We start from the raw sequence: 25,667 nt of genomic DNA on the forward strand, positions 1-25,667 counted from the left end.
GCGCAGACGAGGGCGTCGGGCTTGCCGTTGGCGGCAAGCCCGGCTTCCGTCACCGACAGGGCCTCGGCGCGGGCGAAGTTGGCGGTCTGCTCGAAGACGATCTGGTACTTGTCCTTCAGCGGATCGAGGATGTTGTGCACGCCCTTGTTGCGGTCGATCGCCGGGCCGGCACCTGGCTGGCCCTGCAGATGGAACAGCTTGGCGCCATTCGGGAACGCCGCCACCATGGCGCTGGCTTCCGCCTCGCCACCCTTGACGTTGTCGGCCCCGACATGGGCGAGGATGCCCTCGACACCGTCGACGCGGCGGTCGATCGTCACCACGGGAACGCCGGCCTTGACGGCTTCCTCGATCGCCGGCGCCAGCGCGTTGACGTCGAGCGGCGAGATGACGATGGCGTTGACCTTCTGCACCAGTGCCGCCTCGATGTCGGCGGTCTGCTTGGTGGCCGAGTTCTGGCCGTCGCTCTCGGTCAGGTTGACGCCTTGCGTGGCGGCTTCCGCCTTGATCTCGTTCAGCATGTGCACGAAGAACGGAAAGCCGAGACTGGGCACCGAGCCGAGGATGGTCAGCTTGTCCTCGGCGAACACCGAGGGCGCCGCCACCATCATGGCGCCGAAAGCCGCGGATGACAGCAGGAATTCACGTCTGTTCATGATTGATCCTCCTCCACAAGAACGCACGGCCCCGGAAACCGGGCCGGTTTCAGGAAGGATCATGCGTCGGTTCAAAGTGTTGGAGCATCCTCCTTGCGCCCGAGAACGCATGCCGCTCCAGCTGATCGCCGTTGCAAAAACTGCCTCCCATCGGCATCAGCATCGGGATGCTAACCCAGGGTCAACCATTTGTGCAACATCGATATAACAGAGTTGGCTGAGCTATTATCGGAATTGTCGGAATTTTGGATTGTCGGCATCCTGCTCCTTGGTGGCTCGAGCCGGGGGAGCGAGAGCGCGGTTTCACATCCTTTGTTGAAAGATGGCCTTTCAATGTGTATAAATACACATGAACAGCGCCGACATTATCCGACTTTTGGAAGCTGACGGCTGGTTCGAGGTTTCCCGAAAGGGCAGCCATGCGCAATTCAAACACCGCGGCAAGCCAGGACGGGTCACCGTGCCTCACCCCCGGCGCGATATCCCGATAGGCACTCTGCGCAGCATCGAAAAGCAATCTGGACTGAAACTGAGGTGACGGACATGAAGCAGTATATCGGACTTATCCATAAGGATGCCGGCAGCGACTTCGGTGTGTCTTTCCCTGATTTCCCCGGCGTGATCACCGCCGGCAAGGATTTGGATGACGCGCGATCCATGGCTGAAGAGGCGCTGACCCTGCATATCGAAGGGTTGGTCGAGGATGGTGATGCCATTCCGGAGCCTTCCAGTTTGGAGGCTGTGATGGCGGACGCCGATAACCGTGACGGTGTTGCAATCCTGGTCGCGGTGAAGACCGAGGCCAGGAAAACAGTGCGTATCAACGTGACGCTGCCGGACGACGTTCTGCAACGGATCGATGCCTTTGCCGAAGCCCACGGCTATACTCGATCCGGGTTTCTCGCAAAGGCGGCTGAAAAGGTGATGGAGCTTGAAATGGCCTGATGCATTCCCAAAACGACGGCGTTTGGGGGAACGACATGCACAACAACAAGGTCTGAACATTCAAAGTCCATCTCCGGAGAACCGCATGAAGCCGCAAATCATCTGCCATATGCTGGCGTCGCTCGACGGCGGCCTCCATCCGAGCCGCTACACCACCAGCCCCGATGGCACCCGTGCCGAGTGGTCGAGCCTCTACGAGCACATCCACAACGACATGGCGGGCGACGCCTGGATCGTCGGCCGCATCACGATGGCCGAGATGAGCAAGGCCGCCGCGCACCCGCCGGCTAATGCCGGCCAGGTCGACCGGCCCTATCATTTCGCGCAAGGCCACGCGGCTACCTATGCCGTGGCGCTCGATGCTTCCGGCAAGCTGCACTTTGCCAAGCCCGACATCAGCGGCGACCATGTCGTGGTGCTGCTCGGGCGCGACGTCGCCGACAGCCATCTCGCCGAACTCGCCGCCGATGGCGTGTCCTACATCGTGTCGGAAACGCCCGACGTCGATCTTGCAGTCATGCTTGAGGTTCTCGGCCGCGAACTCGGCATCCGCCGGTTATTGCTGGAAGGCGGCGCCGGCATCAACGGTTCCTTCCTCGCGGCCGGGCTTGTCGATGAGCTCAGCCTTCTCGTTGCCCCTGCCATTGACGGGCGGGCGGCAAACCAGGGGTTTGTCGAGTTCGGCGAAGGCGGCCTGGCGGGCAAGTTGCAATTGTCGCTCACAAGCTGCGAAGCGCTGGTGCACGGGCTCGTCCACCTGCGCTACGCCGTCAGGCCTGGCTGAAGCCGCTTCCTCAGTATTGCATCGCGTCGAGATCGGCGATCAGCGTCGGGCCGATCGGGTGCCAGCCGAGCCGTGCCTGGGTGAGCGCGCTGGAGGCCGGCAGGTCCATGGGGGCGAACATCGCCATCCAGCCGAAATGCTCCGCCGCCTTTTCCGGCGCGATCGACACAACAGGCAGGTTGAGGCCCCGGCCAAGCGCCTCGGCGATCGCGCGCACCTCGACACCTTCCTCGCCGACCGCGTGATAGCGCGCGCCGGGCTGGCGCTTTTCAACGGCGAGCCGGTAAAGGCGCGCGGCGTCGAGCAGATGGCCGGCGGAGAAGCGATTGCGGCCCTCGCCGACATAGGCCGAGACGCCCTTCTGACGCGCCATCTCGATGAGCGGCGAGATCAGCCCCTGCTTGACCGGGTTGTGGACCTGCGGCAGGCGCATCACCGACACGTTGACGCCGGCCTCCAGCAAGGCATTGCCGGCGAGTTCGGAGGCGATGCGGGGATTGGGATGGCTCGGATTGAAGACGTCCTCGACCGCCAGTTGGCCATGTCCGGGGCTGCCCACGCCGACCCCTGAGGTGATCACCAGCGGCCGGTCGGATCCGGCAAGGGCCTGGCCTAGGGCCGCGATGACGCGCCTGTCCTTTTCGCAATTCTCGACAAACCGCGAGAAATCATGGTCGAACGCGGTGTGGATCACGGCGTCCGCCTTCGCCGCGCCGTCGCGCAGCCCCTCGGGCCCCTCGAGGGTTCCGCGATGCACTTCGGCGCCAGCGGCGGCCAGCGCCTCGGCACCGGCGTCGGAGCGGGTGACGCCGACCACCTGATGGCCCGCGCCGATGAGTTCGGGAACCAGCGCCGAACCGATGAAGCCGGTCGCGCCGGTCAAAAAGATACGCATGCAAAATCTCCTGCACAGTTGCCCGCGCAGTATCGCCGGTCTATTATTCCATTAAAGTAGTGACTTTATCCTATTATAATTGCTAACAGGATCGACCATGCCCATCAATTCCGCCGGCACGCTCGCAGCCTTCCTGAAGGACCGGCGCACCCGGCTCGACCCGGCGTCGTTCGGGTTTTCCGGGCGCCGGCGCACGCCCGGGCTGCGCCGCGAAGAAGTTGCCCAGCGCGCCAACATCAGCCCGACCTGGTACACATGGCTGGAACAGGGTCGCGGCGGCGCGCCTTCGGCCGATGTGCTGAATCGCATCGCCAAGGGGCTAATGCTGACCGAGGCCGAGCGCGAGCATCTTTTCATGCTCGGGCTGGGGCGTCCGCCCGAGGTCCGCTATAACGGCGTCGAGGGCGTCAGCCCGCGCCTGCAGCGCCTCATCGACACGCTCGATGCAAGCCCGGCCCTGATCAAGACCGCCACGTGGGACGTCGTTGCCTGGAACCGCGCCGCGCGGATCGTGCTGACTGACTACAGCGCCCTGCCCGCCGGCCAGCGCAACATCCTGCGCTTCATGTTCCGCAGCCCTGCCATCCGCGAAAAGCAGCACGACTGGGAAAACCTCGCCCGTTTCGTGGTCGGATCGTTCCGGGCCGATGCGGCACGCGCCGGCGCGGTGTCCGAGGTGCGCGAACTCGTCGACGAACTTTGCAGCACCAGCCCGGAGTTTGCCGCCCTGTGGCGGGAAAACGACGTGCTCAGCCATGGCGACGGGACAAAGCGCCTGAAGCACCCGGTACTGGGCGACATCGAACTGGAATATTCGGGGTTCGCGGTCGACGGCCGGCCGGATCTGAGCCTGACCGTCTACAACCCGATCGACAGCAAGGTCGCCGACCGCATCCGCGACCTGGCGAGGCGCCTCCCGGCGCAAGGGCCGGGCGATCCCCCGCCGCGATGACGCGGCGGAAGGCTCACGCTTTGCGCTGGGAACCGGTCGAGCGTGGCTGGCTGAGATGCGGGCGCCAGCCATGCACCCGGTCCCGTCCCGCGGCCTTGACGCCATAGAGCGCCTCGTCGGCGCGCCTGACAAGATCGGCGATCTCGATCGAAGCACTGCCCGCGTTGAAGGTGCCGACCCCGATGCTGACGGTAACGATGCCCTTTTCGCTGCCGGCATGCACCAGCCCGAGATCGCGCACCTTGGTCCTGAGGTTCTCGGCGATGACGAAGGCGCCCCGCGCGTCGGTCTCGGGCAGGATGAGTGCGAACTCCTCGCCACCATAGCGAGCCGCAGCGTCGGCCGGCCGCCGCGCCGCCGCTTCGATGCAGCGGCTGACGGCGCGCAGGCAATCATCACCGGCCGGATGGCCATAATGGTCGTTGAACCGCTTGAACCGGTCGACGTCGACGAGAAGGAGGCTGAGCGGCGTCGCGTTGCGCCTGCAGCGTGCGAACTCGCGCGCCAGCGCCTCGTCGAAGGCGCGCCGCGTCATGAGTTCGGTCAGGCCGTCGCGATGCGCCAGCAGGTTCAGCTTCTCGTTGGCCGACAGCAACGCGGCTTCGACCTGCTTGGCCTCGGTGATGTCGGAAAACACGCTGAGGCTTCCGCCATCGCCGGTCGGCCGGGTCCGCACATCGAGCCAGCGCCCGTCGGCGAGCCGGATCTGGCGGTGGCTGTCGAGTTTCTGCGAGGCCATGATGGCGGCGACCCATTCCTCGACCGCGTCCGGCGGCGTGATCGCCTCGCCGCGCGCCGCCGAGGCGCGCAAAATATCGCGGTAGTCGGCACCAGGCACCCGTATGTCGGCCGTCTTCGGAAACATGGAGCGGTAGCGGGCGTTGCAAAGCAGCAGCCTGCCATCCGGGTCGAACATCACCAGGCCATCGGCCATGTGCGTCAGGGCGTCTCCGAGCCTCGCCTGGCTCGCCGCCAGTTCGTTCTCGAGCTGCTTGCGCGCGGTGATGTCGCGGTTGTGCGTGATCAGGCCGACGATCGCTCCAGCCTTGTCGCGAAACGGCGCTTTCAAGGTCGCCAGCCAGCCATCGGTGCCGTCCTCATGGTGAAGGCGCTGTTCGATCGTGGACGAGACGCCCGCGGCCAGGACGGCAAGCTCGTCCTCGCGGAATCCCTGCGCGGTCTCGCGCGGGTAGAAGTCGAAATCGGTCTTGCCGATCAGCGCCTTGGCGTCCGTCGCATGCATCAGTTCGGCCGTTGCCGGATTGGCGACGATGAACCGTCCGTCGAGATCCTTCACATTGAGGCAATCGGGCAGTGTCTCGACCACGGCCTTGAAGATGCGCCGGGATTGCAGCGCTTCGATGCGACGCCGCTCCTGGTAGAGCGTAAGCCCCGACAACCCCACCGAGACGAAGATGAGAAGGGTCGAGGGGAAAACCACCTTCGGCAGGACCGCCTGTATGACGGACTGCGGCAGCATGCTGAGGCCAAGCAGCGATCCGCACGCGGCCGCCGCACCCAGGATCATGATATCGACCATGCCGGGCGAACGCCCCTTCAGGGCAAGGTTGCCGGCAACGCCGATCAGCATGGTGGCCGCGATCCCCACCGCGCCGGCAAAGGCGCCGATGCCACCCTCGAAGGTCCGGAAGGCACCGGCCATGACGCCGGCGACGATGCCGGCTATAGGACCGCCGAAAAAGCCGGCAACGGCAATCATCGTCGCCCTGAGATCGACCAGGATGCCGGGCTGCAACTGCATGGGGGTCAGCATCAGGATGATGGCGCCAGTGCCCATCAAGAGGCCGAAAGCCGCGGCCTTCGCCGCGGCCGGCCTGCGGTCCAGCCACACATGCGTGTGGATCCAGACCGAAACGAACATCGCAACGACCGCGAGATTGGCCAGCAATTCGGACCAGGGCGAACCCATTGTGCGCCTTTCCTCTCACCGGGCTTTCGCCGTATCGCCTCTTCGATAGGCTCTCAATGACAACAAAGTGTTACGGTGGGCATTGGACCTGTGGTCTGCGAACAAATCGTCGCTTTCGATTTTACGCCGACATCAAGCTGCGCTGTTTTCTCATCCATCAACCGATCGGCCGAGACGGAGATTCCACTGTGGTGCGGCGCAGGATGGCTTCAGCCGCGAGGGCTTGCTCCTCCACGTGGCAAGCGAGGTGCGGGTTTCGGAGAGCTGGGTGACGGCCTGCTCGACCCTTTGTGTCTTGCCGCGCTCGGGCATAACATAATCTGCCATCAATACTGTCCGCTAAGATTGAACGTACTGAGGATAGCCAAATCCGCTTCCGATAGAAGGGATGCGTCGCAATCAGGGATCAGCCCCTTCGACGCATCCCTGAATCGATATCGCGGGACGAAGGCTTCGCTTTTTTCCGATGTGGCCGTCCAGGTGGCGGGGGCGGCGTGCACACACGCCTGGAAAGCAATCATGCGCGCCCATTTCTGGGCCATGTCGTCGCCCGCATACCCTTTCAAGACAAAGAACCCGTCGCATGTCGTCTTGAGGCAATACAGAAGTCTATCGAAATACCCGGTGAAGTATCTCTGGACAAAATCACGAGCGTCCACCTGCCGGCTGACGCTGAGTTTTTCGAGAATCGCTATCATTTCCCGGTGTATTTCAAGACAATGGGTCCGATCGTCCCCCAGGTCGTATTCTGGGCACTTCTTTACATATGCGCCTATCCCGCCTTGATCTAAAAGAAGATACGAAATGTGATCGATGGTTACCGCGCCCGCGGTCGAAGCAAGATCTTCGGCCGCCGCGGCCCCGGGCAGGACAACACCGCTCATCCCACCGACCAGCACATAGACCGCGAAGATAGCCGCATATGATTTCATTCGCTGGCCCGTGGCTGATCCTGCACGCCATGCCTTTCGACCGCCATGCCAAATCCGAGTTCCGGCGCAAACCGCGCACAACACTAATTTAGACTAAGATAATTGCCTGAACTACGAATTGTATTTTCATACTGGACAGAAAAAATGGAGATTACAAGATAGAATCCGCTCAAGACACTTGATGCGTTCAGAACAGTCGGCATTTCTATTAATTTTATGCAATGTGTCAGCGATGCCCACCGGTTCGACCAATATGCACCTGAGCGCGCCTCGGCCGGTGTCACTTAGCCTCTGGGCGTCATCCCCAGATCACCCCCACCGCATCGTTCCGACAAAGTCGATGAACGCCCGCAGCGGCGCCGGCGTCAGGCGGCGGCCGGGATAGTAGAGGAACGGGCCGGAAAATTCCTGCCACCAGGGCTCCAGCACCGGCTCCAGCCGGCCGTCGTCGAAATAGGGCCGCAGCCAGTCCTCGAACAGCGAGACGATGCCGCCGCCGGCGACCGCCACCTCGAGCGCAAGGGCCATTGCCGTGCCGGTGCTGACCAAAAGCGGGCCGGTCGGTTCGACGCTCACCAGCTCGCCGTCGCGTTCGAACTCCCAGGCCGGCGTCAGGCCGCTGGAGAAGCGGCCGCGCAGGCAGGCGTGGGCGAGCAGGTCGCGCGGATGGCCGGGCCGGCCGCGCCGGTCGAGATAGGTCGAAGCGGCGCCGGTGGCGAAGCGCTGCCGGCGCGGGCCGATCGGCACGGCGATCATGTCCTGCTCCAGCCGCTCGTCATAGCGGATGCCGGCATCGCAGCCGCTGGCCAGTATGTCGACGAAACTGTCCTCGGCGGTCACTTCCATGCGGATGTCGGGATAGGCGGCGAGGAAGGGCGGCAACAGGCGCGGCAGCACCAGTTTCGCCGCGACGACCGGCACGTTGAGCCGGAGCGTGCCGGCCGGGCGGCCGCGAAACCCGTTGACCACGTCGAGCGCCGCCTCGACTTCGCCCAGCGCCGGGCCTAGCCGCTCCAGCAGGCGCGCTCCGGCCTCGGTGGGAGCGACGCTGCGCGTGGTGCGGTTGAGGAGCCGGACGCCAAGCCCGGTCTCCAGCCGCCGCACCGTCTCGGAGAGGCTGGAAGCACTGACGCCGCCAACCCTGGCCGCCTCGCGAAAACCGCCGGCGCGCGCCACCGCCATGAACGCCTGGAGGTCTCCCAGATCCGCCGCCATTGTTCGCTTCTCCGTACAGGCTGTGCCGATTGCACCATATTATCGTGCAGGTGCGCTCTGTCTACATTGGGCCGATCCAAAGGAGATGAGACCATGACCGATATCAGCAAGGCCGGAACCTTCAAGCTCGGCGACCGCACCGTGAAGCGCCTCGGCTACGGTGCCATGCAACTGGCCGGACCCGGCGTCTTCGGCCCGCCGAAGGACCGCGATGCGGCAGTCGCCGTGCTGCGCGAGGCGATCGCCAGCGGCGTCGACCATATCGACACATCGGATTTCTACGGCCCGCACGTCACCAACCAGATTATCCGCGAGGCGCTGCATCCCTACCCGGCCAACCTCACCATCGTCACCAAGGTCAGTGCCCGGCGCGGCGCCGATGCATCGTGGATCCCCGCAATGTCACCGCAGGAGTTGACGCAGGCCGTGCACGACAATCTGCGCAATCTCGGGCTGGAAATTCTCGATGTCGTGAACCTGCGCTCCATGCATGGCATTCACGGACCGGCGGAAGGGTCGCTCGAACCCCAGCTGAACACACTCGCCGAACTGCAGCATCAAGGCTTGATATGCCATATCGGCATGAGCAACGTCACATCGGCCCAGATCGCACAGGGACGCAGCATGATCGACATCGTCTGCGTGCAGAACCAGTACAACATCGCGCACCGCGAGGATGACGCGCTGATCGATGAGCTTGCCGTGGCAGGCATCGCCTATGTGCCGTTCTTCCCGCTCGGCGGCTTCACCCCGCTGCAGTCGGACACGCTGGCCAATGTCGCCAAGAAACTTGGCGCGACGCCCATGCAGGTAGCGCTCGCCTGGCTGCTGCGCCGCGCGCCCAACATCCTGCTCATCCCCGGCACCTCATCGGTCGGCCATCTCAGGGAAAACCTGGCGGCGGCCGAGTTGAAGCTGCCGGCCGACGCAATCGAGGTGCTGAACGGCATCGCCGGCGAGAAGGCAGCCGCCTGAGGCGGTTCGACCCGCGCCACCTTGCGAAGCCGCCGCTGCCCGTGGCATCTGTCCGTCACAACGGACCGATCCACACCAGCATGGCTTCACGACGACCACCACAGCCCGCCAGCCCGGGCAAGCTGCCCAAACCGCCCACCGGTAAACCGTTGGGCGTCAGTCTCAACCGTGCGCTTTCAAAACTCGGCCTGTGCTCGCGCACGCAGGCCGAGCTGCTGATTACGGAGGGCCGCGTGCGCGTCGGCGGCAAGGTGGTGCGCGATCCGGCTCTGCGCGTTGATCTGAATCGCGATAGCATCGTCGTGGACGGTGAAAAGGTGATCGCCGAGCGTAAGGTCTACATCATGCTCAACAAGCCGCGCGGCTTGGTCACCACCCGTGACGACCCGCAACAGCGCGACACGGTCTATGCTTGCCTGGAAGCGCTCGACCTGCCCTTCATCTCGCCGGTCGGCCGCCTCGACAAGGCGAGCGAGGGCCTGTTGTTGATGACCAACGATACCCGCTTCGCCAACCGGCTGATGGACCCGGCCTCGCATCTGCCCAAGACCTATCATGTGCAGGTCGCGGCAGTGCCCGACGCGGCGATGCTGGAGACGTTGCGCGCCGGCGTCACCGTCGACGGCGAAATCCTGACCGCCAATTCGATCGACCTTCTGCGCAGCGGCGGCCGCACCGCCTGGTTGGAGGTCGTGCTCGACGAAGGCCGCAACCGCCACATCCGCCGCCTGCTCGCCGCCCACGGCATCGAGGTCAAGCGCCTCATCCGCATCGCCATCGGCGGCTTGAGCTTGGGTGACCTTGCCAAGGGGACCGCGCGGCATTTGACGGCGGAGGAGTTGGCGTTGCTGGGTGGGTGAGCGAACGGGCCGGAGGTAACGTCCTGTGGCGCCCCCCTCTGTCCTGCCGGACATCTCCCCCGCTTGGGGGGAGATCGGCAGCTCGATCGCCGGCTCTCCTCCTGCAACGTCGAAGATTAGCGAAGGCCCCGATGACATCAATCTCCCCCCTCGTGGGGGAGATGTCCGGCAGGACAGAGGGGGGGGCGCCACAGAACTCAACGCCGCGTACCGGGTGCTCACAAAAAAATTGTCGTCCCCACCGATGATTCCCACCCCTCCGCGCTGTCTTCACCTACAGGCGCCGGAATCCTCCGGGCCGGAAGAAGCGAGGTGATCCATGGGATCGTTGAAAGGTCAAAATGTCGTCGTGGTCGGAGGCAGCAGGGGTGTCGGCCGCTCGATCGTGGAAGCTGCTCTCGGCGAGGGAGCGATGGTGCTCGCCGTCGCCCGCGGGCTGGCCGCCCTGAAGGAACTCTCCTGGGAAGCGTCGGGCGTGAAGACGCTTGCCGCCGACGCCACGCAGGACACCGCGCCCGACGCGGTGTTCGCCGCCATGCAGCCGGACGTGCTGGTGATCTCAGCCGGTGCCTTCGCTGCGTCGGCACCCATCCAGGACCAGAGCTGGAGTGACTTCTCGGCGAATTGGGAGACGGACGTCAAGGCTTCGTTCCTGTTCTGCAGGGCAGCCCTGCGCGGCGGGCTGAAGCCGGGCAGCCGCGTCGTGCTGATCTCCAGCGGCGCGGCATTCAGCGGCGGCCCGCCGAACTCGGGCGGCTATTCCGGCGCCAAGTGCATGCAGATGTTCCTGGCCGCCCACAGCCAGAAGGAAGCGGATCGGCTCGGTCTTGGCCTGCGCTTCATGGCGCTGGCGCCGATGCGCATCATGGCCGGCACCGGCGTCGGCGAGCGCGGAATATCCAGCATCTCGGCCTATCTCGGCATCAGCCCGGCGGATTTCCTGGCCAGCCTGAGCGATATGCAGACACCGGCCGACGTCGGACGCGCCGTGGTTGCGCTCGCCGGCGGCAAGCGGCAAGGCACTGCCTTCACGGTGAGCGGCAGCGGCCTTGCTGACGCGGCATGAGACGCGCAGGATGCCAACCGAAATCAGCATGGCCGAATTCCGCACCGCAGGCTCGACATGACAGACGCTCCCGGCGTTTCTGAACCATCCGCCCGGCCGGTCCTCGATCGGCCGGCCTTCGAGCATCTGACGATGGTCCACCGCCGCGAGCTGAAGCTGCATTGCTACCGGATGATGGGCTCGCTGCACGAGGCCGACGACCTCGTCCAGGAGACGTTCCTCAACGCATGGCGCGGCCGCGCTCAATTCGACGGGCGCGGCTCGCCGCGCGGCTGGCTCTATACGATCGCGACCAACGCCTGCCTCAATGCCATCAAGACGCGGGTCACGAGGCATCGAATTCTCGAGCAGCCCGACCGGCCGCCGACCGAAGGCCGCGCCGCTGCCGGGCCAGCCGCCGAGCTTTCTTGGCTGGAGCCCTACCCCGACGTCGAGCTGCCCGACCTTGTGGACGGCGAGCCCGGCCCGGAGGCGCGCTACGAGACAAGCGAAGCCATCCGGCTCGCCTTCGTCGCCGCCATCCAACTGCTGCCGCCAAGGCAACGCGCATCGCTTCTGCTGTGCGACGTGCTCGGCTGGTCGGCGGCCGAGACCGCGCAGTTGCTGGGCGGCTCGACCGCCTCGATCAACAGCGCCCTGCAGCGAGCGCGCGCGACGCTGGCGCGGCATTATCCCGCCGGGCGTCCCTTGCAGCGATCGCAGCCCAACCCCGAAGAGGGCTTGCTGCTCGAACGTTATATCAGCGCCTGGCGGGCCGCCAATCTCGACGGCTTCATCGAACTGCTGCGCGACGACGCCACCTATCACATGCCGCCATGGCACGACTGGTACCAGGGACGCCCCGCGATCCACGATTTCTTCAGGACTGTGTGGGGCAATTTCGCCGGCTACCTCCCGGTGGCGACAAGGGCCAACGGTCAGCCCGCGGTTGCGATCTACGCGCGGCGCCATCAGGAGCCGGAATGGCGTGCGCAATCGCTGCATGTCATCGAGCCGGCCGATGGCGGGATCGCATCGCTGACGGTCTATGTCGGCCCGCTTGGCCCCGACCTGTTCGCCGCCTTCGGCCTGCCGCCGGTCTGGCCTGAACCGGAAGCATAGCCACCGCAAACTTCTCCTGACAGAAAGCTGGCAGGAGGCCTGGTCTACAGATCGCTTGGGAGCCCCGTCGCGGCTTCAGCGATCAAGGAGCCAAGCCATGAATTTCGTCTCTGTCCGCATCATCACGTCCGATGTCCAGCGCCTCGTACGCTTCTATGGTGAGATCACCGGCATGCCGGTGACGGTGTACACGGAAGACTTCGCCGAATTGGCGACGCCGGCCTGCACGCTGGCGATCGGCAGCACGCGCACCTTGATGCTGTTCGGCGGCGACATCGCCCGTCCCGCCGACAACCACACCGCCATCATCGAATTTCGGGTTGGCGACGTCGATGCCGAATTCGCCAGGCTGTCGGACACCATCAAGCGCACGATGGTGCGGGAGCCGACCACCATGCCCTGGGGCAACCGCTCGCTGCTGTTTCGCGATCCCGACGGTAATCTGGTGAACTTCTTCACGCCGGTGACCGCCGAGGCGATCCGCAAGTTCGATAGGTAGAAGCGTTAGGGACAGGCTAGAGTTTGGGAATCGCCGAAGCCTCCGCGCGTTCGTCATCCACGGGCGGAGCAGCCGCGAAAGCGGCGTCGCGGAGACCCGAGGATCCATGCCGCGACCTTAGCCTTGGAGTGCAACGGAGCAGAGTTCTTCATCGTAGCAACGCTTTGAAGTCGCGGCATGGATCCTCGGGTCTGCGCCGCGTCGCTACGCTCCTTGCTCCGCCCGTGGATGACGAAGCGACGGCGCGTCCGCGCCGAGCCGGGACCGTTCTCCGCTCTACCTCTGATTCCACTTCCGAATAACCGGCTCGCTGAGATCATGCTCGTAGCCGAGCACGCTGATGCTGGCCGTGTCGAGCACGAACAGCGCGCCACCCTCCGGCGGCAGGCCGAGCCAGCGGGCGGCGAGCACGCGCAGGAAATGCGCGCTGGAGAAGATCAGGATCGAGCCGCCAGCTTCGCGAAGCTGTCTGATGATCCTGTCGGCGCGGGCGCCGACATCGGCCGCCATTTCGCCTTGCGGGCAACCGTCGCGAAAGACGGTCCAGCCTGGCCGCTCGGCCAGGATCTCCCTGGTGGTTCGCCCCTCATAGGCGCCATAGTCCCACTCCTGCAGATCGTCCATCTTGAGGCTCTCTGCGCCAAAGCCGGCAAGCACGCTGGTGTTGTAGGCACGCTGCGACGGGCTCGACCACACCGCCGAGAACGACAAGCCTTTCAGCCGCTCCGCCACGCCCCGCGCGGCAGCCTCGCCGGTCGGCGTCAGCGGCATGTCGGTGCGGCCGGTGTGCTGCCCCGAAAGGCTCCACGCCGTCTCGCCATGCCGGACCAGATGGATCTGCGGAAACGCACTGCTCATGGGATGCCCCTCAATGTCGACGGCACCTTAGAGGACGCTGTGGCAAAGGGGAATCCGGGGGACGCCGAAAGCGCGGGTGCGGGGAAATGCCTGGAAGGGCAACGGGAGACGCGCCGGGATCGACGATTGGTCCAATCTCAGCTGTCCTTGATCCACGTGACACTGGCCCTGTGAGTTGCCCGGTGGCGCAACTATATCAAGTTGAGCTTCCAAAGCTCCCGCCATCCCAAGGGTAATGGCCCTTGCACAAACAGGTCAGATCATCATGTACAAACATCTGCTCATCGCCAGCGACGGATCGGAACTGGCCGACAAGGGTGTCGCCCATGGCCTCACGCTCGCCAAGGGCATCGGCGCCAGCGTCACCTTCGTCACCGTCTCGGAACAATTCCCTATGCTGGCCTGGGGCGGCGCCATGGCCGGCTATGCAGCGGGGGATGAAATGGCTGTCTACCAAGAGGAATCGCACAAGTATGGCAAGCAGGTTCTCGACAAATGCAAGGCATCGGCCGATGCGGCCGGCGTCTCCGCCGAGGTCGTCCATGTCGAGGATAAAAGGCCCGCCGAAGCGATCCTGGAACTGTCGCAGGCGCTGGGCTGCGACCTGATCGTGATGGCCTCGCATGGCCGCCGCGGGCTGGGTAAGCTGCTTCTCGGCAGCCAGACGGCGGAAGTGCTGTCCTACACCGCAATCCCGGTGCTGGTGGTGCGGTAGGACTGCCAAGGATCACGGGCTCCATCGGCCATCGCAGTAGCATAGTGTAATGACAATATCGTTACGCTTTGCTAGATTCGTGCAGGAAGGAGCTGTCGATGTCAGCCTCACAACATTCATTGCCGAAGAGCGTTCCACTCAACATCCGCGTCAAGCCGGAAGTCCGCAATCTGATTGACCGGGCAGCGCAACTGCTCGGCAAGAATCGCACGGACTTCATGCTGGAGGCGTCGCAACGCGCCGCCGAGGACGCGCTGCTCAACCGTCTCGTGTTTACTGCCGAGCCGGATGCCTACGCTGCGTTTCTGGCGCGTCTCGACATGTCGCCGCATCCGAACGACCGGTTGCGGCGTACGATGGCAACAAAGGCTCCGTGGGACGCTGCGTGAGCCTGTCGGCCCCGGTTCCGCTCGCCGACCATCACGACCTCAATGATTTTTCATCGGGCATACCCTCACTCGACGACTGGTTGAAAAAACGGGCGCGCGCCAACCAGGCGGGCGGTGCATCCCGGACCTATGTGACCTGCATCGGCAACCGTGTCGTTGGCTACTACGCTATTGCAAGCGGCGGAGTGCGGATGGTCGAAACTCCCGGCCGCTTCCGGCGCAACATGCCCGACCCGATCCCGGTTGTGGTGCTCGGCAGGTTGGCGGTCGACCAGAGCCATCACGGCCAGGGCATCGGCCGTGCGCTGGTAAGGGATGCCGGTCTGCGGATACTTCAGGCCGCTGAAATACTGGGAATCAGGGGGATACTGGTGCATGCGATATCCGACGATGCCCGAGCCTTCTATATGGCTGTCGGATTCGAGCCTTCACCAGTCGAGCCGCTGACGCTCATGGCCACGCTCGCCGACCTCGGCGCGAGTCTCGGTTGACGGCCTTCCTGTCTTGGGAAGGCCAGGCTAGAGCGCGGTCTCCACGACGAGATACGCCCCCAGCGCCAGCAGCCCGGCGAAGAACACCGTGCGAAACGTCTCGACGCTCATCGCCTGGCGCAGCGCCTGGCCGGCGAACATGCCGGCGAGCGCCGGCGCAAGCGCCAGGACCGATCCCGCCAGTTGCACTGTCGGGGATGCGAGCGCACCTGCCTTGAACAACCCAAGGGCAAGAGCCGCCGTCGACACGGTGAAGGACAGGCCGAGCGCCTGGATGAGGTCTTCCCGGCCCAGCCGCAGCGATCGCAGATAGGGCACGGCCGGAATGACGAAAACGCCGGTGGCGCCGGTGACCAGCCCGGTCGCCACACCGACCAGCGGTGATACCAACGCCTCGTGGCGCGCTGGCGCGGTGAAGCCAAGCTTGAGCAGGCCGAGAATGGCGTAAAGCACCAGCGCCGCACCGAGCCCGGCCGAGGCAACGCCAGAGTGTGTGCCGGTGAGCAGGCCGGCCCCGGCGACGGTGCCAAGCACTACGCCGGCCATCATCGCCCACAGCCGCTTGCACAGCCCGCCGAAGGACGGGCCGGTGAACAACTGCCAAAGATTGGTGACCAGCGACGGGATCAAGAGCAGCGCAGCCGCCTGCGCCGGCGGCATCGTTACCGCCAGCAGCCCCATCGCCACGGTCGGCAACCCCATGCCGACGACACCCTTGACGAAACCCGCAGCAAGGAAGACGGCGCCGATCCAGGCGATGACGCCGACGCTCAACATGAATGGACCTTCGGGGCGCCGGTTCGATCAGTCATGCAACAGCATGTCCGCAGCATCATCATCGGATGCGGGTTTTGCAGGCGTCGCTTCATGGTGGACGGGTCAGCCATCGCCGCGCAACCGCGCTGGCCGGGCTCCGCTCGCGCCATGGCAAGCGAGGCCACCGCGATCGCAAGCACGATCGCCGCGCTTTCAAGTATGCCAGGCCCTTGCCGGCCTGTCGCCTTTTCGCTCATCGCGCATCTCCATCGCAAAAGATTTGACTGACATGCCGGCCGCCCACAATGTGGAAGTTGCGCAGTCAGCCTTCGCCTGTACCGAAGGCTGACACCCCTGTAGGAGAAAAAAGATGCGCTTCGATCTTACCGATCTCCGGCTGTTCCTGCTGGTCGCCGAGCGCGGCAGCATCACCCATGGTGCCGAATTTGCGGGGCTGGCGCTCGCCTCCGCCAGCGCCCGCATCAAGGGCATGGAGGAAAGCCTCGGCGCGCCGCTTTTGGAGCGGCGGCGGCGCGGCGTGGTGACGACGGCCGCCGGACAGGCGCTGCTGCACCATGCGCGGGCGGTGCAGAACCAGATCGAGGCGATGGCCGGCGACCTCGGCGCCTATGCCACGGGCTTGCGCGCCCGCGTGCGGCTGATGGCCAACACGGCCGCCACCAGCGAGCTCCTGCGCGACATGCTGCCGGCTTTCCTCGTTGCGCATCCCGGCATCGACATCGACCTCGACGAGCGCCCCAGCCACGAGATCGCCGAGGCGGTGGCAAGTGGTGCCGCCGATCTCGGCATCGCCGCGACCTGGGCCGGTCTTTCGCATCTGGAGCAGAAGCCGTTCTTCATCGACAGGCTCGTGGTGATCGCCGCGCGAGACTGGCCCGGCCTCGAGGGCAATACGGCCAGCCTCGGTGACCTGCTCGGCGAAGCCTTTGTCGGCCTGAGCGCCGGCCATCCCTTGCAGGAGCACATCACCCGCCAGGCCGCCCGCCTTGGCGGCCACCTGCATTTCCGCATCCGCGTGCCCGGCCTCGACAGTGTCTGCCGGCTGGTCGCGCAAGGCGCCGGCATCGCCGTCGTTCCGGAAAGTGCCGCGCGCCGCTCGGCACGCACGCTGCGCAGCCTGCGGTTGACCGACGACTGGGCAAGACGCCAACTCAATCTCTGCGCCCGCGGCTTCGACGAGCTGACGCCGCAGGCAAAACTGCTCGCCGCAGCCTTGGTCTGAACCCGACAACGGAACGCCGGCGGTGGCAATCGCGCGCAAAGCGGTGCGCTGTTGCCGTCCACGCTAAACAACACCTTGCTTTTCAAAAGTCTGTGACGTAGATTATTTGCATATAGGCAAAATAATTGCCGATTTTCTTTCTGTTTATGAAAGACGGGGGCTTTGCGGGAACATCTCGATCTGACCGATCGGCGGCTGGTCAAGCAGCTGTCGCAGGATGCGCAGCCGGGCATCAACCGCCTCGCCGAGATGTTGGCGATTTCGGTGCCGACGGTGCGCTCGCGGCTGCGCAACCTGCTCGACCGCAACCTGCTGAAGGTCGTCGGGCTCTTGAACCTCACCGAGCGCCCCGAGTTGATCTCGGCCATTGTCGGCATCAATGCCCAGGGCCGCGGCCGTGCCCGCGAACTGGCGCAGCGCATTTCGGAACTGCCCTTCGTCAATTCGGCCTCGGTGGTCACCGGGCGCTTCGATATCATCGTCGACGTGACGGTGGCCGGTGACGTCGCCGATCTCTATCGCGTCACCAGCGAGCTGATCCCGGGCGCCGGCGAGCCGGGTGAAGTCGTGCGCAGCGAGACGTTCGTCGTCATGGCGTCCTGCAACAAATGGGTCAGCCTGCCGGAAGGCTGCTGGTCGGACGATCGCAAGGAGCCGGCATGAAGATCGCGGTTCTCGGAGGCCTCGGGCTACAAGGCCGGGCGGCCATTGCCGATCTCGTCGCCAGTGGTGTCGAGGAAGTGGTTTGCGTCGATACCGCGCCGGACGGCCCGGCCCGGCTTGACGGCCTGACCGATCTTTCCCACGTGCGCTTCGTCGTACCCGAGGGTGCGATCGGCCCGGCCTTGACCACTGTACTGGCCGATGTCGACGCCGTCATCGATCTGTTGCCGCAACCGCTGATGCGCGAGGCGGTGCAAGCCGCGATCGCAACCCGCACGCCGCTGGTCACTACCAATTACGGCAAGGCGATCGCCGACCTGGCGCAGGCCGCCGAACAGGCCGGTGTGGCAATCATGACCGAATGCGGACTCGACCCCGGCATCGATCTCGTGCTCTACGCGCGCGCCGCGCGCCAGTTCGACGCGATCACCGCGATCGATTCCTATTGCGGCGGCATCCCCGAGCCGAAGGCGATGGCCAAGCCGCTTTGCTACAAGGTGAGCTGGAACTTCGACATGGTTCTGGTCAGCCAGAACCGCGACAGCGTGATGATCGAAGACGGGCAACGCGTCGCGGTGCCGGCCGGCCAGCAGCATCACAATCCTTTCATCCATGAGATCGAGGTCGCGGGCCTCGGCATGCTGGAAGCCTTCCCCAACGGCGATGCGTTGCATTACGTCGAGATGCTTCCCGCGGCAAAAGGGCTGCGCCGCTCCGGACGCTATACGCTGCGCTGGCCGGGATGGTCGGCCTTCTGGGCACCGCTGAAGGAACTCGGCTTCCTCTCGGAAGACAAGGTGCCCGGCACGGGCGCCAGTCCGCGCGAATTCCTCGGCCGGCTGCTCGGCCCGCAATTGCAATATGGCCCCGGCGAAAAGGATTTGTGCGTGATGCGCAATGTCTTTTCCGGCCTCGAGGGCGGCCGCGCCAAGACGGTCACTTCGGACCTGATCATCGAGCGCGACCTGGCTTCGGGCCTGTTCGGCATGAGCCTGGGCGTCGGCTATCCCGCCAGCATCGTGGCGCAAATGCTGGCGCGCGGCGAGATTGCCAAGCCAGGCCTGCTCAACCCGCTGCTCGACGTGCCGGACGTCAGCTTCTTCGACGAACTGGCCCAGCGTGGCATCACGGTTTCCGAGACGGTGGCCCGGGACTGAGGAGAGAGATTTGCGAACGGTGGCCGCCGCCGGCAACGGCGCTGCCGCTCAAAAAAGCACCCCGAAGGGTGAAACAACAACGTGGAACAATACAACAAGGAGGAATGCCAAATGAAGATTGCCAGACTTTTCATCGCCGGACTCGCACTCGCCGGCCTCACCACGGCCGCCAGTGCCGGCGCGCTCGACGACATCACCAAGCGCGGCGAACTGCGCGTTGCCGTGCAGACCCAGGGACCGCCCTTCTCGCTGGTCGGCGCCAATGGCGAGCGCACCGGCAGTTCGGTCGAACTTGCCGAACTGATGGCCAAGGAAATGGGTGTGAAAATCACCTTCCTCGACTTCGACTGGGATGGCTTGATCCCCGCACTCTTGTCGGGCAAGGCCGATCTCTTGGTCGCCGACATGACGCCGACGCTGGCGCGCGGCATGAAGGTCGCCTTCACCACGCCTTATATGTACACAGGCAGCACCGTCTTCACCAAGGCCGACAGCAAATTCAAGACCACCGAGGACTGCAAGGCCAAGGGCACCAAGATCGCCGTGCTGCTCGGCGCGACCGGCGAGAAGGAAGCCAAGGCCGCCTTCCCCGATGCCGACATCAAGAGCTACAAGGGCGGCGGTCCGCTGCTGCTCGACGCCGTCAACAACGGCCAGGCCGACTGCGGCGTCAACGACGTCTCGGCGGTCAAGGGCCAGTCGACCGCCTACCCGGCCGGCACCTTCACCATCATGCCCGATCCGTTGTCGAAAGAGCCGCTTGCCTTCGCCACTCGCTACGACGAGCCGGACCTTTTGATCTGGATGAACCTGTTCCTCAACCAGGTCACCATCGACGGCCGCTTGCAGAAGAACCTCGACTACTGGGTCAATTCCGACGCCTGGAAGAAGGATCACTGAGAAATTAGTGAGTAGGGGAGTGGTGAGTAGGGAATAGTGACCGGTGAATGGAGAATCGACCATTCCGGATACGCTTCACTACTCGCTACTGCCTACTCACTACTCCCTACTCACTGTTCACGCCGATGCTCGAAAATTTCAGTTTCCGCACCATCGTCGAATATCTGCCCCTGTTCGGGCAGGGCCTGGTCACGACCGTCTGGCTGTCGGCGCTGTCCTTCGTCGGCGCGCTGATCGTCGGCATCGTGCTGTGCGCAATGGGCCTGCAGCGCGGCTGGCTGTTTCGGGTTCCGGCCAAGGCCTATATCGACGCCGTGCGCGCCACGCCGTTGCTGGCACAGCTCTATTTCCTCTATTTCGGCCTGCCCCGGCTCGGCTTCGTGCTGCCCGAGCTGGTCGTCGGCATCCTCGCGCTGTCACTGAACAGCGGCGCCTATGTCGCTGAAATCATTCGCGCCGGCATCCTGTCGATCCCGCGCGGCCAGGTCGAAGCCAGCGTCGCCTCGGGCATGACCTACGTCCAGCGCATGCGCCTGGTCGTGCTGCCGCAAGCGTTCAAGGTGACGATCCCGCCGCTGCTCGGGCAGGCGATCGTGCTGGTCAAGGATTCCGCTCTGCTGTCGCTGATCTCGGTCGCCGAACTGACGCGCGCCGGCCAGTTGCTCGCTTCCGACCGCTTCATGCCGGCCGAGGGCTTTCTCACCATCGCCGCCTTCTATCTGCTGCTCTACTACTGCTTGAAAGGACTGGCCGTTCTGTCCAGCCGCTGGCTCGGCACAGCAGGGGCGCGGGCATGATCTGGCAACAGTTCCTCAGCCTCGCCGGCTCCTATCCCCTCGCCTTGCGCGGCCTCGGCATGACCGTCGTGCTGTCGCTGATCAGTCTGGTGCTCGGCACCGTGCTTGGCTTCGGCCTCGGCATCTTGCGCACTGGCGGCAACCGGCTGATCGCCGGCGTCATCGGCAGCTGGGTCGACCTGATCCGCGGCACGCCGTTCCTGGTGCAGATCTTCCTGATCTTCTTCATCTTGCCGGAATTCGGCGTCGAGCTCGACGCCTTCACCGCCGGCATCATCGCCCTGACCAATCTGGCCGCCTGCTTCATCTGTGAGATCGTCGTCGCCGGCATCCGTTCCGTGCCGACAGGCCAGGTCGAGGCAGCTCTTGCATCCGGCCTGTCGCGCTGGCAGCGCATGCGTCAGGTGGTGCTACCGCAGGCGATGCGCATCGTGCTGCCGCCGCTGGTCGGGCAATATGTGCTGCTGATCAAGGATTCTTCGGTCGTCTCGGCCATCGGCCTGACCGACCTCACCCGCGTCGGCTGGCTGGTGGTGCAGCGCGTACCCAACGGCTTGCTGGTCTTCTTCCTAGTCGGCGTCGGCTATTTCATCGTCTGCTATCCGCTGATCATGCTGGCGCGCCGGCTCGAACGCCGCATGGGCGCGGCCCATGGCGAGGTGCAGCTGTGACATCGAACCCCAAAGGGCCAACAGACATGACCAATGCGGGTCTCAACAAAACCGGCATGATCGACTTTCGCGGCGTCAACAAATGGTTCGGCTCCCTCAACGTGCTCCGGGATATCACGTTGAGCGTCGAGCCGCGCGAGGTCGTCGTCGTCTGTGGCCCGAGCGGTTCCGGCAAGAGCACGCTGATCCGCTGCGTCAACGGTCTCGAGGCGATCAAGGACGGCGATCTCGTCGTCGACGGCCAGCGCCTTGGCGACCGCGCCACCAACATGACGCAGCTGCGCACCGAGATCGGCTTCGTCTTCCAGTCGTTCAACCTCTATCCGCACAAGACCGCGCTCGAGAATGTCACGCTGGCGCCCATCCATGTCCGCAAGATCCCGCGCGCCGAGGCCGAGCATGCCGGGCGCGAATTGCTGGCCAAGGTGGGGCTCGTCGACAAGGTCAACGCCTATCCGGCGCAACTCTCCGGCGGCCAGCAGCAGCGCGTGGCGATCGCGCGCTGCCTCGGCATGCGGCCCAAGATCATGCTGTTCGACGAGCCGACCTCGGCACTCGACCCCGAAATGATTTCCGAAGTGCTCGACGTCATGGTGGCGGTCGCCGAGGAAGGCATGACCATGATGGTGGTGACGCACGAGATGGGCTTTGCCCGCAAGGTCGCCCAGCGCGTGGTGTTCATGGATGCCGGCGCCATCGTCGAAAGCGGCACGCCCGATGAGTTCTTCTCGCACCCGAAAACCGACCGCAGCCGCGCTTTTCTGAGCAAGATTCTCAGGCACTGAGGGCCGTTGGGCTTGCAATGCAATGGCCGTTCGGACCGAAGTTCGGTCCGGCTCGTCGCGCCAGGCGACCTGCTGCCCTTCCGCCACGGGCGAAAGGGCAAACCGTCCGGGATCAGGCCGCCGTCGGGTAATCCGTATAGCCCCTGGCGTCGCCACCATAAAACGTCGCTTTGTCCGGCGCGTTCAGTTCGGCATTCCGCTTCAGGCGGCTGACGAGGTCGGGATTGGCAATAAACAGCTTGCCGAACGCGACAAGGTCGGCGTAGCCGTCCCCGACAGCCTTTTCGGCCAATTCCTTGTCATAGCCGTTGTTCACCAGCCAGGCACCGGTGCCGCCGGCCTTGCGGTAGGAGACCTTGAGGTCTTCGTAATCGAACGCCCTGTCGCCCTGGCTGAAGTCGCGTGCGCCGCCGGTCGCGCCTTCGACGATGTGGACATAGGCGAGGCCCCGGCTGCCCAGGCCCGCCGCAACATGGTTGAACAGCGGCTGCGGATCGGTATCCGAAGCGTCGTTGGCGGGCGTTACCGGCGACAGCCTGATCCCGGTCCTGCCGGCGCCGACAGCGCCCGTGACCGCGTCGACCACCTCAAACAGGAGGCGCGCCCTGTTTTCGATGGAGCCGCCGTAATCGTCGGTGCGATGGTTGGTGCCCGAGCGCAGGAACTGGTCGACGAGATATCCATTGGCACCGTGGATCTCGACGCCGTCGAAACCCGCTACCTCGATCGCCGCCTTGGCGGCGCGGCGAAAATCATCGACGATGCCGGGGATTTCGGGCGCGTCGAGCGCGCGCGGTTCGGAGGTGTCGACGAACTCGCCGCTGCCATCCGGATTGACCAGGAACGTCTTGGATTTTGCCCTGATCGCCGATGGCGCCACCGGCTTGCCGCCGCCAGGCTGCAACGAATTGTGCGAGATGCGTCCGACATGCCAGAGCTGGACCACGATCTTGCCGCCGCCTTTATGAACCGCGTCCGTGACACGCTTCCAGCCGGCAAGCTGATCCGCCCCGTAGAGGCCGGGCACGTTGGCATAGCCTTGGCCCTGATGGCTGATGGCGGTTGCCTCCGTCACGATCAGCCCCGCCGTGGCGCGCTGGCCGTAGTAGGTGACCGACAGGTCGCCGGGTACTGCATTGGGTGAGCGATTGCGCGTCAGCGGCGCCATGACGATGCGGTTCGCCAGCATCAGGTCACCGGCCCGCAAGGGATCAAAGAGGGTAGCCATGAGAAATGCCTTTCATGCATTTTGGGGGAATGGGGAGGATCGTCAGAGATCGGACAAGGCAGCCTGGAAGGCGGCGATGGTTTCTTCGTTGCGCTTGTAGAACACCCATTGGCCGACCCGCCGCGTCGTAACGAGGTCGGCAGACGCCAGCGTCGCCAGATGTGCAGAAACACTGGACTGCGCCAGGCCGCGATGGTCGAACTGGCTGGCGCAAACGCCCATCTCGAGCGGATGTGCCTGCGCGGCGAAGTGCTGTTCAGGCTCCTTCAGCCACGCCAGGACGTCCCGTCGAAACGGGTGCGCCAGCGCCTTCAATATGATGTCGTTGTCCATCTTCACCTGCATCGATCTCAACCGATATATAGATCGGGCAGAGGCGATATGGCAGGTAATCCATGCCATTTTTGAGGGTGATCGGAGAACGTTGCTCTCAGGTCACGGCCGGAAACCGCAGTAGCGCCGCCGGGTGCTTCCGTCGCCCGTTGAGGGATGCGCTCCCATCAGGTGACCGACAGCACCTTGCCCGTATCGTGCTGGCGCACGAAATCCACGCGCTTGCCGTCCCAATGGTAGCTGTAATGCCGGCCTTGCACCGGGACGGGGATGACATCGGGCCAGAAGATGCCGATGCATTGGCCCTCAGTCATGCGCACGCTGTTCCACACCAGCCCGTCGCTGCCTTGGGCCCGCAGCGCCCGCCCCTCCGCTTGCGAGGCGGTGTAGTCGTCGAGGTCGAGCACGCCGGGCACCGCGTTGACGTCGTCGAGGTCGCGGTCGACGCTGCCGATCAGCACGCGGAAATCAGCCGTCCAGCCCGGATCCTCACTGGTGGCGCGCATAAAATTCTGGTGGTGGTGGATGGTTTCGGCCAGCGCCACGTCCTCGCTGTCGCCGGCATAATAGATGCCGTAGCTGCCATCGGAAAAACGGCCCGGCCGCAGCGTCGAACAATGCACGAAGGGCGCCATGACGAAACTGGCGCCGGGACCGGAAACCCGCCTTGCGGCCGGCACCTTGCCGATCTCGCCGATCTCGAGCCGGATTCGCGGGTTGGTCTTCTCCTCGACGGCGGCCAGCGCCTCCCAGTCGCGCGGATCGGCAATGTCCTCGAACAGGTCAATCGGCGGATGGATGGAGCGGATGATGCGGAAGGTCTGATGCCAGTGGACGCGGCGCCGGACCGCGAGCCCACTCACCATGCACCACGCTCCGCATCGAGCCATTCACGCATGGCGGCAAGATCGGAAATTTCGCCACGCAGCATCAGGTCGAGCGCCGACTGTCCGCCGAAAATCGCATTGGGCTTGCGGATCCAGGCATAGCCGCGCGCCGGTTCGGTGAAGAGATAGCGCAGGCCCTTGTGGATGCCCATCAGATGCGCCATGCGGGTGCGGAGGTCGCGGTCGATCCGGCCGATGCCGCCTTCCTTCCAGCGTGCCCAGGTCCGCGCCGACATGCCGCCGAGCAGGATGCAGGCCTCCAGATCTGTGAGGCCCCAGGCCTTGAACAGGTTGACCGTGGTGCGCGCCAGCGCTCCGGCCTCTTCCTCCGAAATGGCGCTGCCGACCGTGGCCGGCGTGGCGACAATGGACTGAAGTTGCATTTTGCTCACCCTTGCTATTGGCAGAGATATAGCATGTATTTGCCAATTGGCAAGGATGAGGTCGTAGGGGCAACGGCTTTCAGATCGACGAAGGTTCCGAACTTTGTAAGGGAGACTGCCAATCGCCGAGGTTGGCGCCGCCCCTCACCTGCCTGCCGGCATCCTCTCCCCGTATAGTGACGGGGAGAGGGGTGCTGTCGTCACCGATTTCGCCAATCACCAACGTTGCAAAGAGGGTGCTTGCGTTGCGGCCAGCCCCTTCTCCCCGTCACTATACGGGGAGAAGTGCCCGGTGTCCGAACCGGATAGATAGGTAACAGAATGGACCTGATGGATGGGTGACAGTTTTCTCCTTCGCTGGGAGGACCGGCGATGGTTTGGCGAGAGACTGGCATCATGGACGAGCGACTTCGGTTTGTTGTGGACTGCCTGGCAGGTGAGGAGACGATGAGCGAGATTTGTGCGGCCTACGGCATCTCTCGCAAGATCGGCTACAAGTGGCTTGGTCGCTATCGTGCGTTGGGCCGGAAGGTTTGCGCGATCTGCCACGGGCGCCGCTCAATCACGGCCGGGCGACGGCTCTGGATCTGGTGGAACGGAT

General features: G+C 64.5%; 31 protein-coding genes and 1 pseudogene. 20 read left to right on the plus strand and 12 right to left on the minus strand.

The features are described from left to right. On the minus strand, positions 1 to 656 hold a 656-nt coding region (locus LB577_RS31650; protein ID WP_224690349.1), incomplete at its 3' end, for a substrate-binding domain-containing protein. A 349-nt stretch (positions 657 to 1,005) separates the two neighbouring features. Between LB577_RS31650 and LB577_RS31655 the strand changes: the two genes are divergently transcribed. The 3 genes from LB577_RS31655 to LB577_RS31665 all read left to right on the plus strand — a co-directional run bounded on the left by LB577_RS31655 (position 1,006) and on the right by LB577_RS31665 (position 2,385). Then, complete coding sequence (locus tag LB577_RS31655) at positions 1,006 to 1,194, plus strand: type II toxin-antitoxin system HicA family toxin (RefSeq protein WP_224690350.1); 189 nt, start codon at positions 1,006 to 1,008, stop codon at positions 1,192 to 1,194. A gap of 5 nt (positions 1,195 to 1,199) precedes the next feature. Then, the gene (locus tag LB577_RS31660; RefSeq protein WP_224690351.1) at positions 1,200 to 1,601 is read left to right on the plus strand and encodes a type II toxin-antitoxin system HicB family antitoxin; all 402 of its coding nucleotides are present in this window, start codon (positions 1,200 to 1,202) and stop codon (positions 1,599 to 1,601) included. An 85-nt stretch (positions 1,602 to 1,686) separates the two neighbouring features. Beyond that, a complete protein-coding gene (locus LB577_RS31665; RefSeq protein WP_224690352.1) occupies positions 1,687 to 2,385 on the plus strand; it encodes a RibD family protein in 699 nt (232 codons plus the stop codon). Positions 2,386 to 2,395: 10 nt separating this feature from the next. Here the strand turns inward: LB577_RS31665 and LB577_RS31670 are convergent, their stop codons facing one another. Then, positions 2,396 to 3,280, minus strand: coding sequence for an SDR family oxidoreductase (locus LB577_RS31670; protein ID WP_224690353.1), 885 nt, complete (start codon positions 3,278 to 3,280; stop codon positions 2,396 to 2,398). Between the two features lie 97 nt (positions 3,281 to 3,377). On the opposite strand from LB577_RS31670, the gene LB577_RS31675 reads away from it, so the two are divergent. Continuing rightward, positions 3,378 to 4,232 carry a helix-turn-helix transcriptional regulator gene (locus LB577_RS31675; RefSeq protein WP_224690354.1) on the plus strand — a complete coding sequence of 285 codons (855 nt, stop codon included), beginning with the start codon at positions 3,378 to 3,380 and terminating at the stop codon, positions 4,230 to 4,232. 13 nt (positions 4,233 to 4,245) lie between these two features. Here the strand turns inward: LB577_RS31675 and LB577_RS31680 are convergent, their stop codons facing one another. The 4 genes from LB577_RS31680 to LB577_RS31695 all read right to left on the minus strand — a co-directional run bounded on the left by LB577_RS31680 (position 4,246) and on the right by LB577_RS31695 (position 8,309). Beyond that, on the minus strand, positions 4,246 to 6,162 hold the full coding sequence (locus tag LB577_RS31680; protein WP_224690356.1) for a diguanylate cyclase: 1,917 nt from the start codon (positions 6,160 to 6,162) through the stop codon (positions 4,246 to 4,248). A gap of 150 nt (positions 6,163 to 6,312) precedes the next feature. Continuing rightward, positions 6,313 to 6,489 (minus strand): hypothetical protein, encoded by a 177-nt coding sequence (locus LB577_RS31685; RefSeq protein WP_224690357.1) that lies wholly within the window; start codon positions 6,487 to 6,489, stop codon positions 6,313 to 6,315. Continuing rightward, entirely contained in the window at positions 6,489 to 7,094 is a 606-nt protein-coding gene (locus LB577_RS31690; RefSeq protein WP_224690358.1) for a hypothetical protein, read from the minus strand. The genes LB577_RS31685 and LB577_RS31690 overlap by 1 nt, the downstream gene beginning before the upstream one ends. 309 nt (positions 7,095 to 7,403) lie before the next feature. Continuing rightward, complete coding sequence (locus LB577_RS31695) at positions 7,404 to 8,309, minus strand: LysR family transcriptional regulator (RefSeq protein ID WP_224690359.1); 906 nt, start codon at positions 8,307 to 8,309, stop codon at positions 7,404 to 7,406. 93 nt (positions 8,310 to 8,402) lie between these two features. Between LB577_RS31695 and LB577_RS31700 the strand changes: the two genes are divergently transcribed. From LB577_RS31700 to LB577_RS31720, 5 genes are all read left to right on the plus strand, one after another. Further along, on the plus strand, positions 8,403 to 9,284 hold the full coding sequence (locus LB577_RS31700; protein WP_224690360.1) for an aldo/keto reductase family oxidoreductase: 882 nt from the start codon (positions 8,403 to 8,405) through the stop codon (positions 9,282 to 9,284). 80 nt (positions 9,285 to 9,364) lie between these two features. After that, positions 9,365 to 10,144 carry a pseudouridine synthase gene (locus LB577_RS31705; protein ID WP_224690361.1) on the plus strand — a complete coding sequence of 260 codons (780 nt, stop codon included), beginning with the start codon at positions 9,365 to 9,367 and terminating at the stop codon, positions 10,142 to 10,144. A 319-nt stretch (positions 10,145 to 10,463) separates the two neighbouring features. Beyond that, a complete protein-coding gene (locus tag LB577_RS31710; protein ID WP_224690362.1) occupies positions 10,464 to 11,210 on the plus strand; it encodes an SDR family NAD(P)-dependent oxidoreductase in 747 nt (248 codons plus the stop codon). Between the two features lie 57 nt (positions 11,211 to 11,267). After that, the gene (locus LB577_RS31715; protein ID WP_224690363.1) at positions 11,268 to 12,311 is read left to right on the plus strand and encodes a sigma-70 family RNA polymerase sigma factor; all 1,044 of its coding nucleotides are present in this window, start codon (positions 11,268 to 11,270) and stop codon (positions 12,309 to 12,311) included. Positions 12,312 to 12,408: 97 nt separating this feature from the next. Beyond that, on the plus strand, positions 12,409 to 12,810 hold the full coding sequence (locus tag LB577_RS31720; RefSeq protein WP_224690364.1) for a VOC family protein: 402 nt from the start codon (positions 12,409 to 12,411) through the stop codon (positions 12,808 to 12,810). A gap of 276 nt (positions 12,811 to 13,086) precedes the next feature. Here the strand turns inward: LB577_RS31720 and LB577_RS31725 are convergent, their stop codons facing one another. Continuing rightward, the gene (locus LB577_RS31725; protein ID WP_224690365.1) at positions 13,087 to 13,668 is read right to left on the minus strand and encodes a histidine phosphatase family protein; all 582 of its coding nucleotides are present in this window, start codon (positions 13,666 to 13,668) and stop codon (positions 13,087 to 13,089) included. A 265-nt stretch (positions 13,669 to 13,933) separates the two neighbouring features. Between LB577_RS31725 and LB577_RS31730 the strand changes: the two genes are divergently transcribed. From LB577_RS31730 to LB577_RS31740, 3 genes are all read left to right on the plus strand, one after another. Then, a complete protein-coding gene (locus LB577_RS31730; RefSeq protein WP_224690366.1) occupies positions 13,934 to 14,383 on the plus strand; it encodes a universal stress protein in 450 nt (149 codons plus the stop codon). 98 nt (positions 14,384 to 14,481) lie between these two features. Next, complete coding sequence (locus LB577_RS31735) at positions 14,482 to 14,772, plus strand: DUF1778 domain-containing protein (protein ID WP_224690367.1); 291 nt, start codon at positions 14,482 to 14,484, stop codon at positions 14,770 to 14,772. Next, the gene (locus LB577_RS31740) at positions 14,769 to 15,263 is read left to right on the plus strand and encodes a GNAT family N-acetyltransferase (protein ID WP_224690369.1); all 495 of its coding nucleotides are present in this window, start codon (positions 14,769 to 14,771) and stop codon (positions 15,261 to 15,263) included. The genes LB577_RS31735 and LB577_RS31740 overlap by 4 nt, the downstream gene beginning before the upstream one ends. Before the next feature lie 27 nt (positions 15,264 to 15,290). On the opposite strand, the gene LB577_RS31745 is transcribed toward LB577_RS31740, so the two are convergent. Continuing rightward, entirely contained in the window at positions 15,291 to 16,040 is a 750-nt protein-coding gene (locus LB577_RS31745; RefSeq protein WP_224690370.1) for a sulfite exporter TauE/SafE family protein, read from the minus strand. A 349-nt stretch (positions 16,041 to 16,389) separates the two neighbouring features. On the opposite strand from LB577_RS31745, the gene LB577_RS31750 reads away from it, so the two are divergent. The 7 genes from LB577_RS31750 to LB577_RS31780 all read left to right on the plus strand — a co-directional run bounded on the left by LB577_RS31750 (position 16,390) and on the right by LB577_RS31780 (position 22,235). Continuing rightward, on the plus strand, positions 16,390 to 17,262 hold the full coding sequence (locus LB577_RS31750) for a LysR substrate-binding domain-containing protein (protein WP_224690373.1): 873 nt from the start codon (positions 16,390 to 16,392) through the stop codon (positions 17,260 to 17,262). 162 nt (positions 17,263 to 17,424) lie between these two features. Beyond that, on the plus strand, positions 17,425 to 17,925 hold the full coding sequence (locus LB577_RS31755) for an Lrp/AsnC family transcriptional regulator (RefSeq protein ID WP_013894264.1): 501 nt from the start codon (positions 17,425 to 17,427) through the stop codon (positions 17,923 to 17,925). Continuing rightward, complete coding sequence (locus LB577_RS31760; protein WP_224690374.1) at positions 17,922 to 19,082, plus strand: saccharopine dehydrogenase family protein; 1,161 nt, start codon at positions 17,922 to 17,924, stop codon at positions 19,080 to 19,082. The genes LB577_RS31755 and LB577_RS31760 overlap by 4 nt, the downstream gene beginning before the upstream one ends. A 111-nt stretch (positions 19,083 to 19,193) precedes the next feature. Beyond that, positions 19,194 to 19,982 carry an ABC transporter substrate-binding protein gene (locus tag LB577_RS31765; RefSeq protein WP_023766160.1) on the plus strand — a complete coding sequence of 263 codons (789 nt, stop codon included), beginning with the start codon at positions 19,194 to 19,196 and terminating at the stop codon, positions 19,980 to 19,982. A 125-nt stretch (positions 19,983 to 20,107) separates the two neighbouring features. After that, complete coding sequence (locus LB577_RS31770; protein ID WP_023780894.1) at positions 20,108 to 20,779, plus strand: amino acid ABC transporter permease; 672 nt, start codon at positions 20,108 to 20,110, stop codon at positions 20,777 to 20,779. Then, positions 20,776 to 21,450, plus strand: a complete 675-nt coding sequence (locus LB577_RS31775) for an amino acid ABC transporter permease (protein ID WP_224690375.1) — start codon at positions 20,776 to 20,778, stop codon at positions 21,448 to 21,450. Before LB577_RS31770 ends, LB577_RS31775 begins: the two co-directional genes overlap by 4 nt. Before the next feature lie 26 nt (positions 21,451 to 21,476). After that, positions 21,477 to 22,235, plus strand: a complete 759-nt coding sequence (locus LB577_RS31780; RefSeq protein ID WP_283257935.1) for an amino acid ABC transporter ATP-binding protein — start codon at positions 21,477 to 21,479, stop codon at positions 22,233 to 22,235. 112 nt (positions 22,236 to 22,347) lie between these two features. Here the strand turns inward: LB577_RS31780 and LB577_RS31785 are convergent, their stop codons facing one another. From LB577_RS31785 to LB577_RS31800, 4 genes are all read right to left on the minus strand, one after another. Further along, positions 22,348 to 23,463 (minus strand): alkene reductase, encoded by a 1,116-nt coding sequence (locus LB577_RS31785; protein WP_224690376.1) that lies wholly within the window; start codon positions 23,461 to 23,463, stop codon positions 22,348 to 22,350. A 42-nt stretch (positions 23,464 to 23,505) separates the two neighbouring features. Further along, positions 23,506 to 23,796: an ArsR/SmtB family transcription factor gene (locus LB577_RS31790; protein ID WP_224690377.1), complete on the minus strand. Its 291-nt coding sequence runs from the start codon at positions 23,794 to 23,796 to the stop codon at positions 23,506 to 23,508. 167 nt (positions 23,797 to 23,963) lie between these two features. Then, a complete protein-coding gene (locus tag LB577_RS31795; RefSeq protein ID WP_224690378.1) occupies positions 23,964 to 24,662 on the minus strand; it encodes an RES family NAD+ phosphorylase in 699 nt (232 codons plus the stop codon). Beyond that, positions 24,656 to 25,066: an MbcA/ParS/Xre antitoxin family protein gene (locus tag LB577_RS31800; protein ID WP_023780899.1), complete on the minus strand. Its 411-nt coding sequence runs from the start codon at positions 25,064 to 25,066 to the stop codon at positions 24,656 to 24,658. Before LB577_RS31800 ends, LB577_RS31795 begins: the two co-directional genes overlap by 7 nt. Before the next feature lie 372 nt (positions 25,067 to 25,438). Here LB577_RS31800 and LB577_RS31805 point away from each other — a divergent pair. Then, positions 25,439 to 25,667, plus strand: a pseudogene (locus LB577_RS31805) (helix-turn-helix domain-containing protein); the annotation flags it as partial.

The sequence above is a fragment of the Mesorhizobium sp. B283B1A genome, assembly GCF_020165735.1.
Lineage (GTDB): Bacteria > Pseudomonadota > Alphaproteobacteria > Rhizobiales > Rhizobiaceae > Mesorhizobium > Mesorhizobium opportunistum.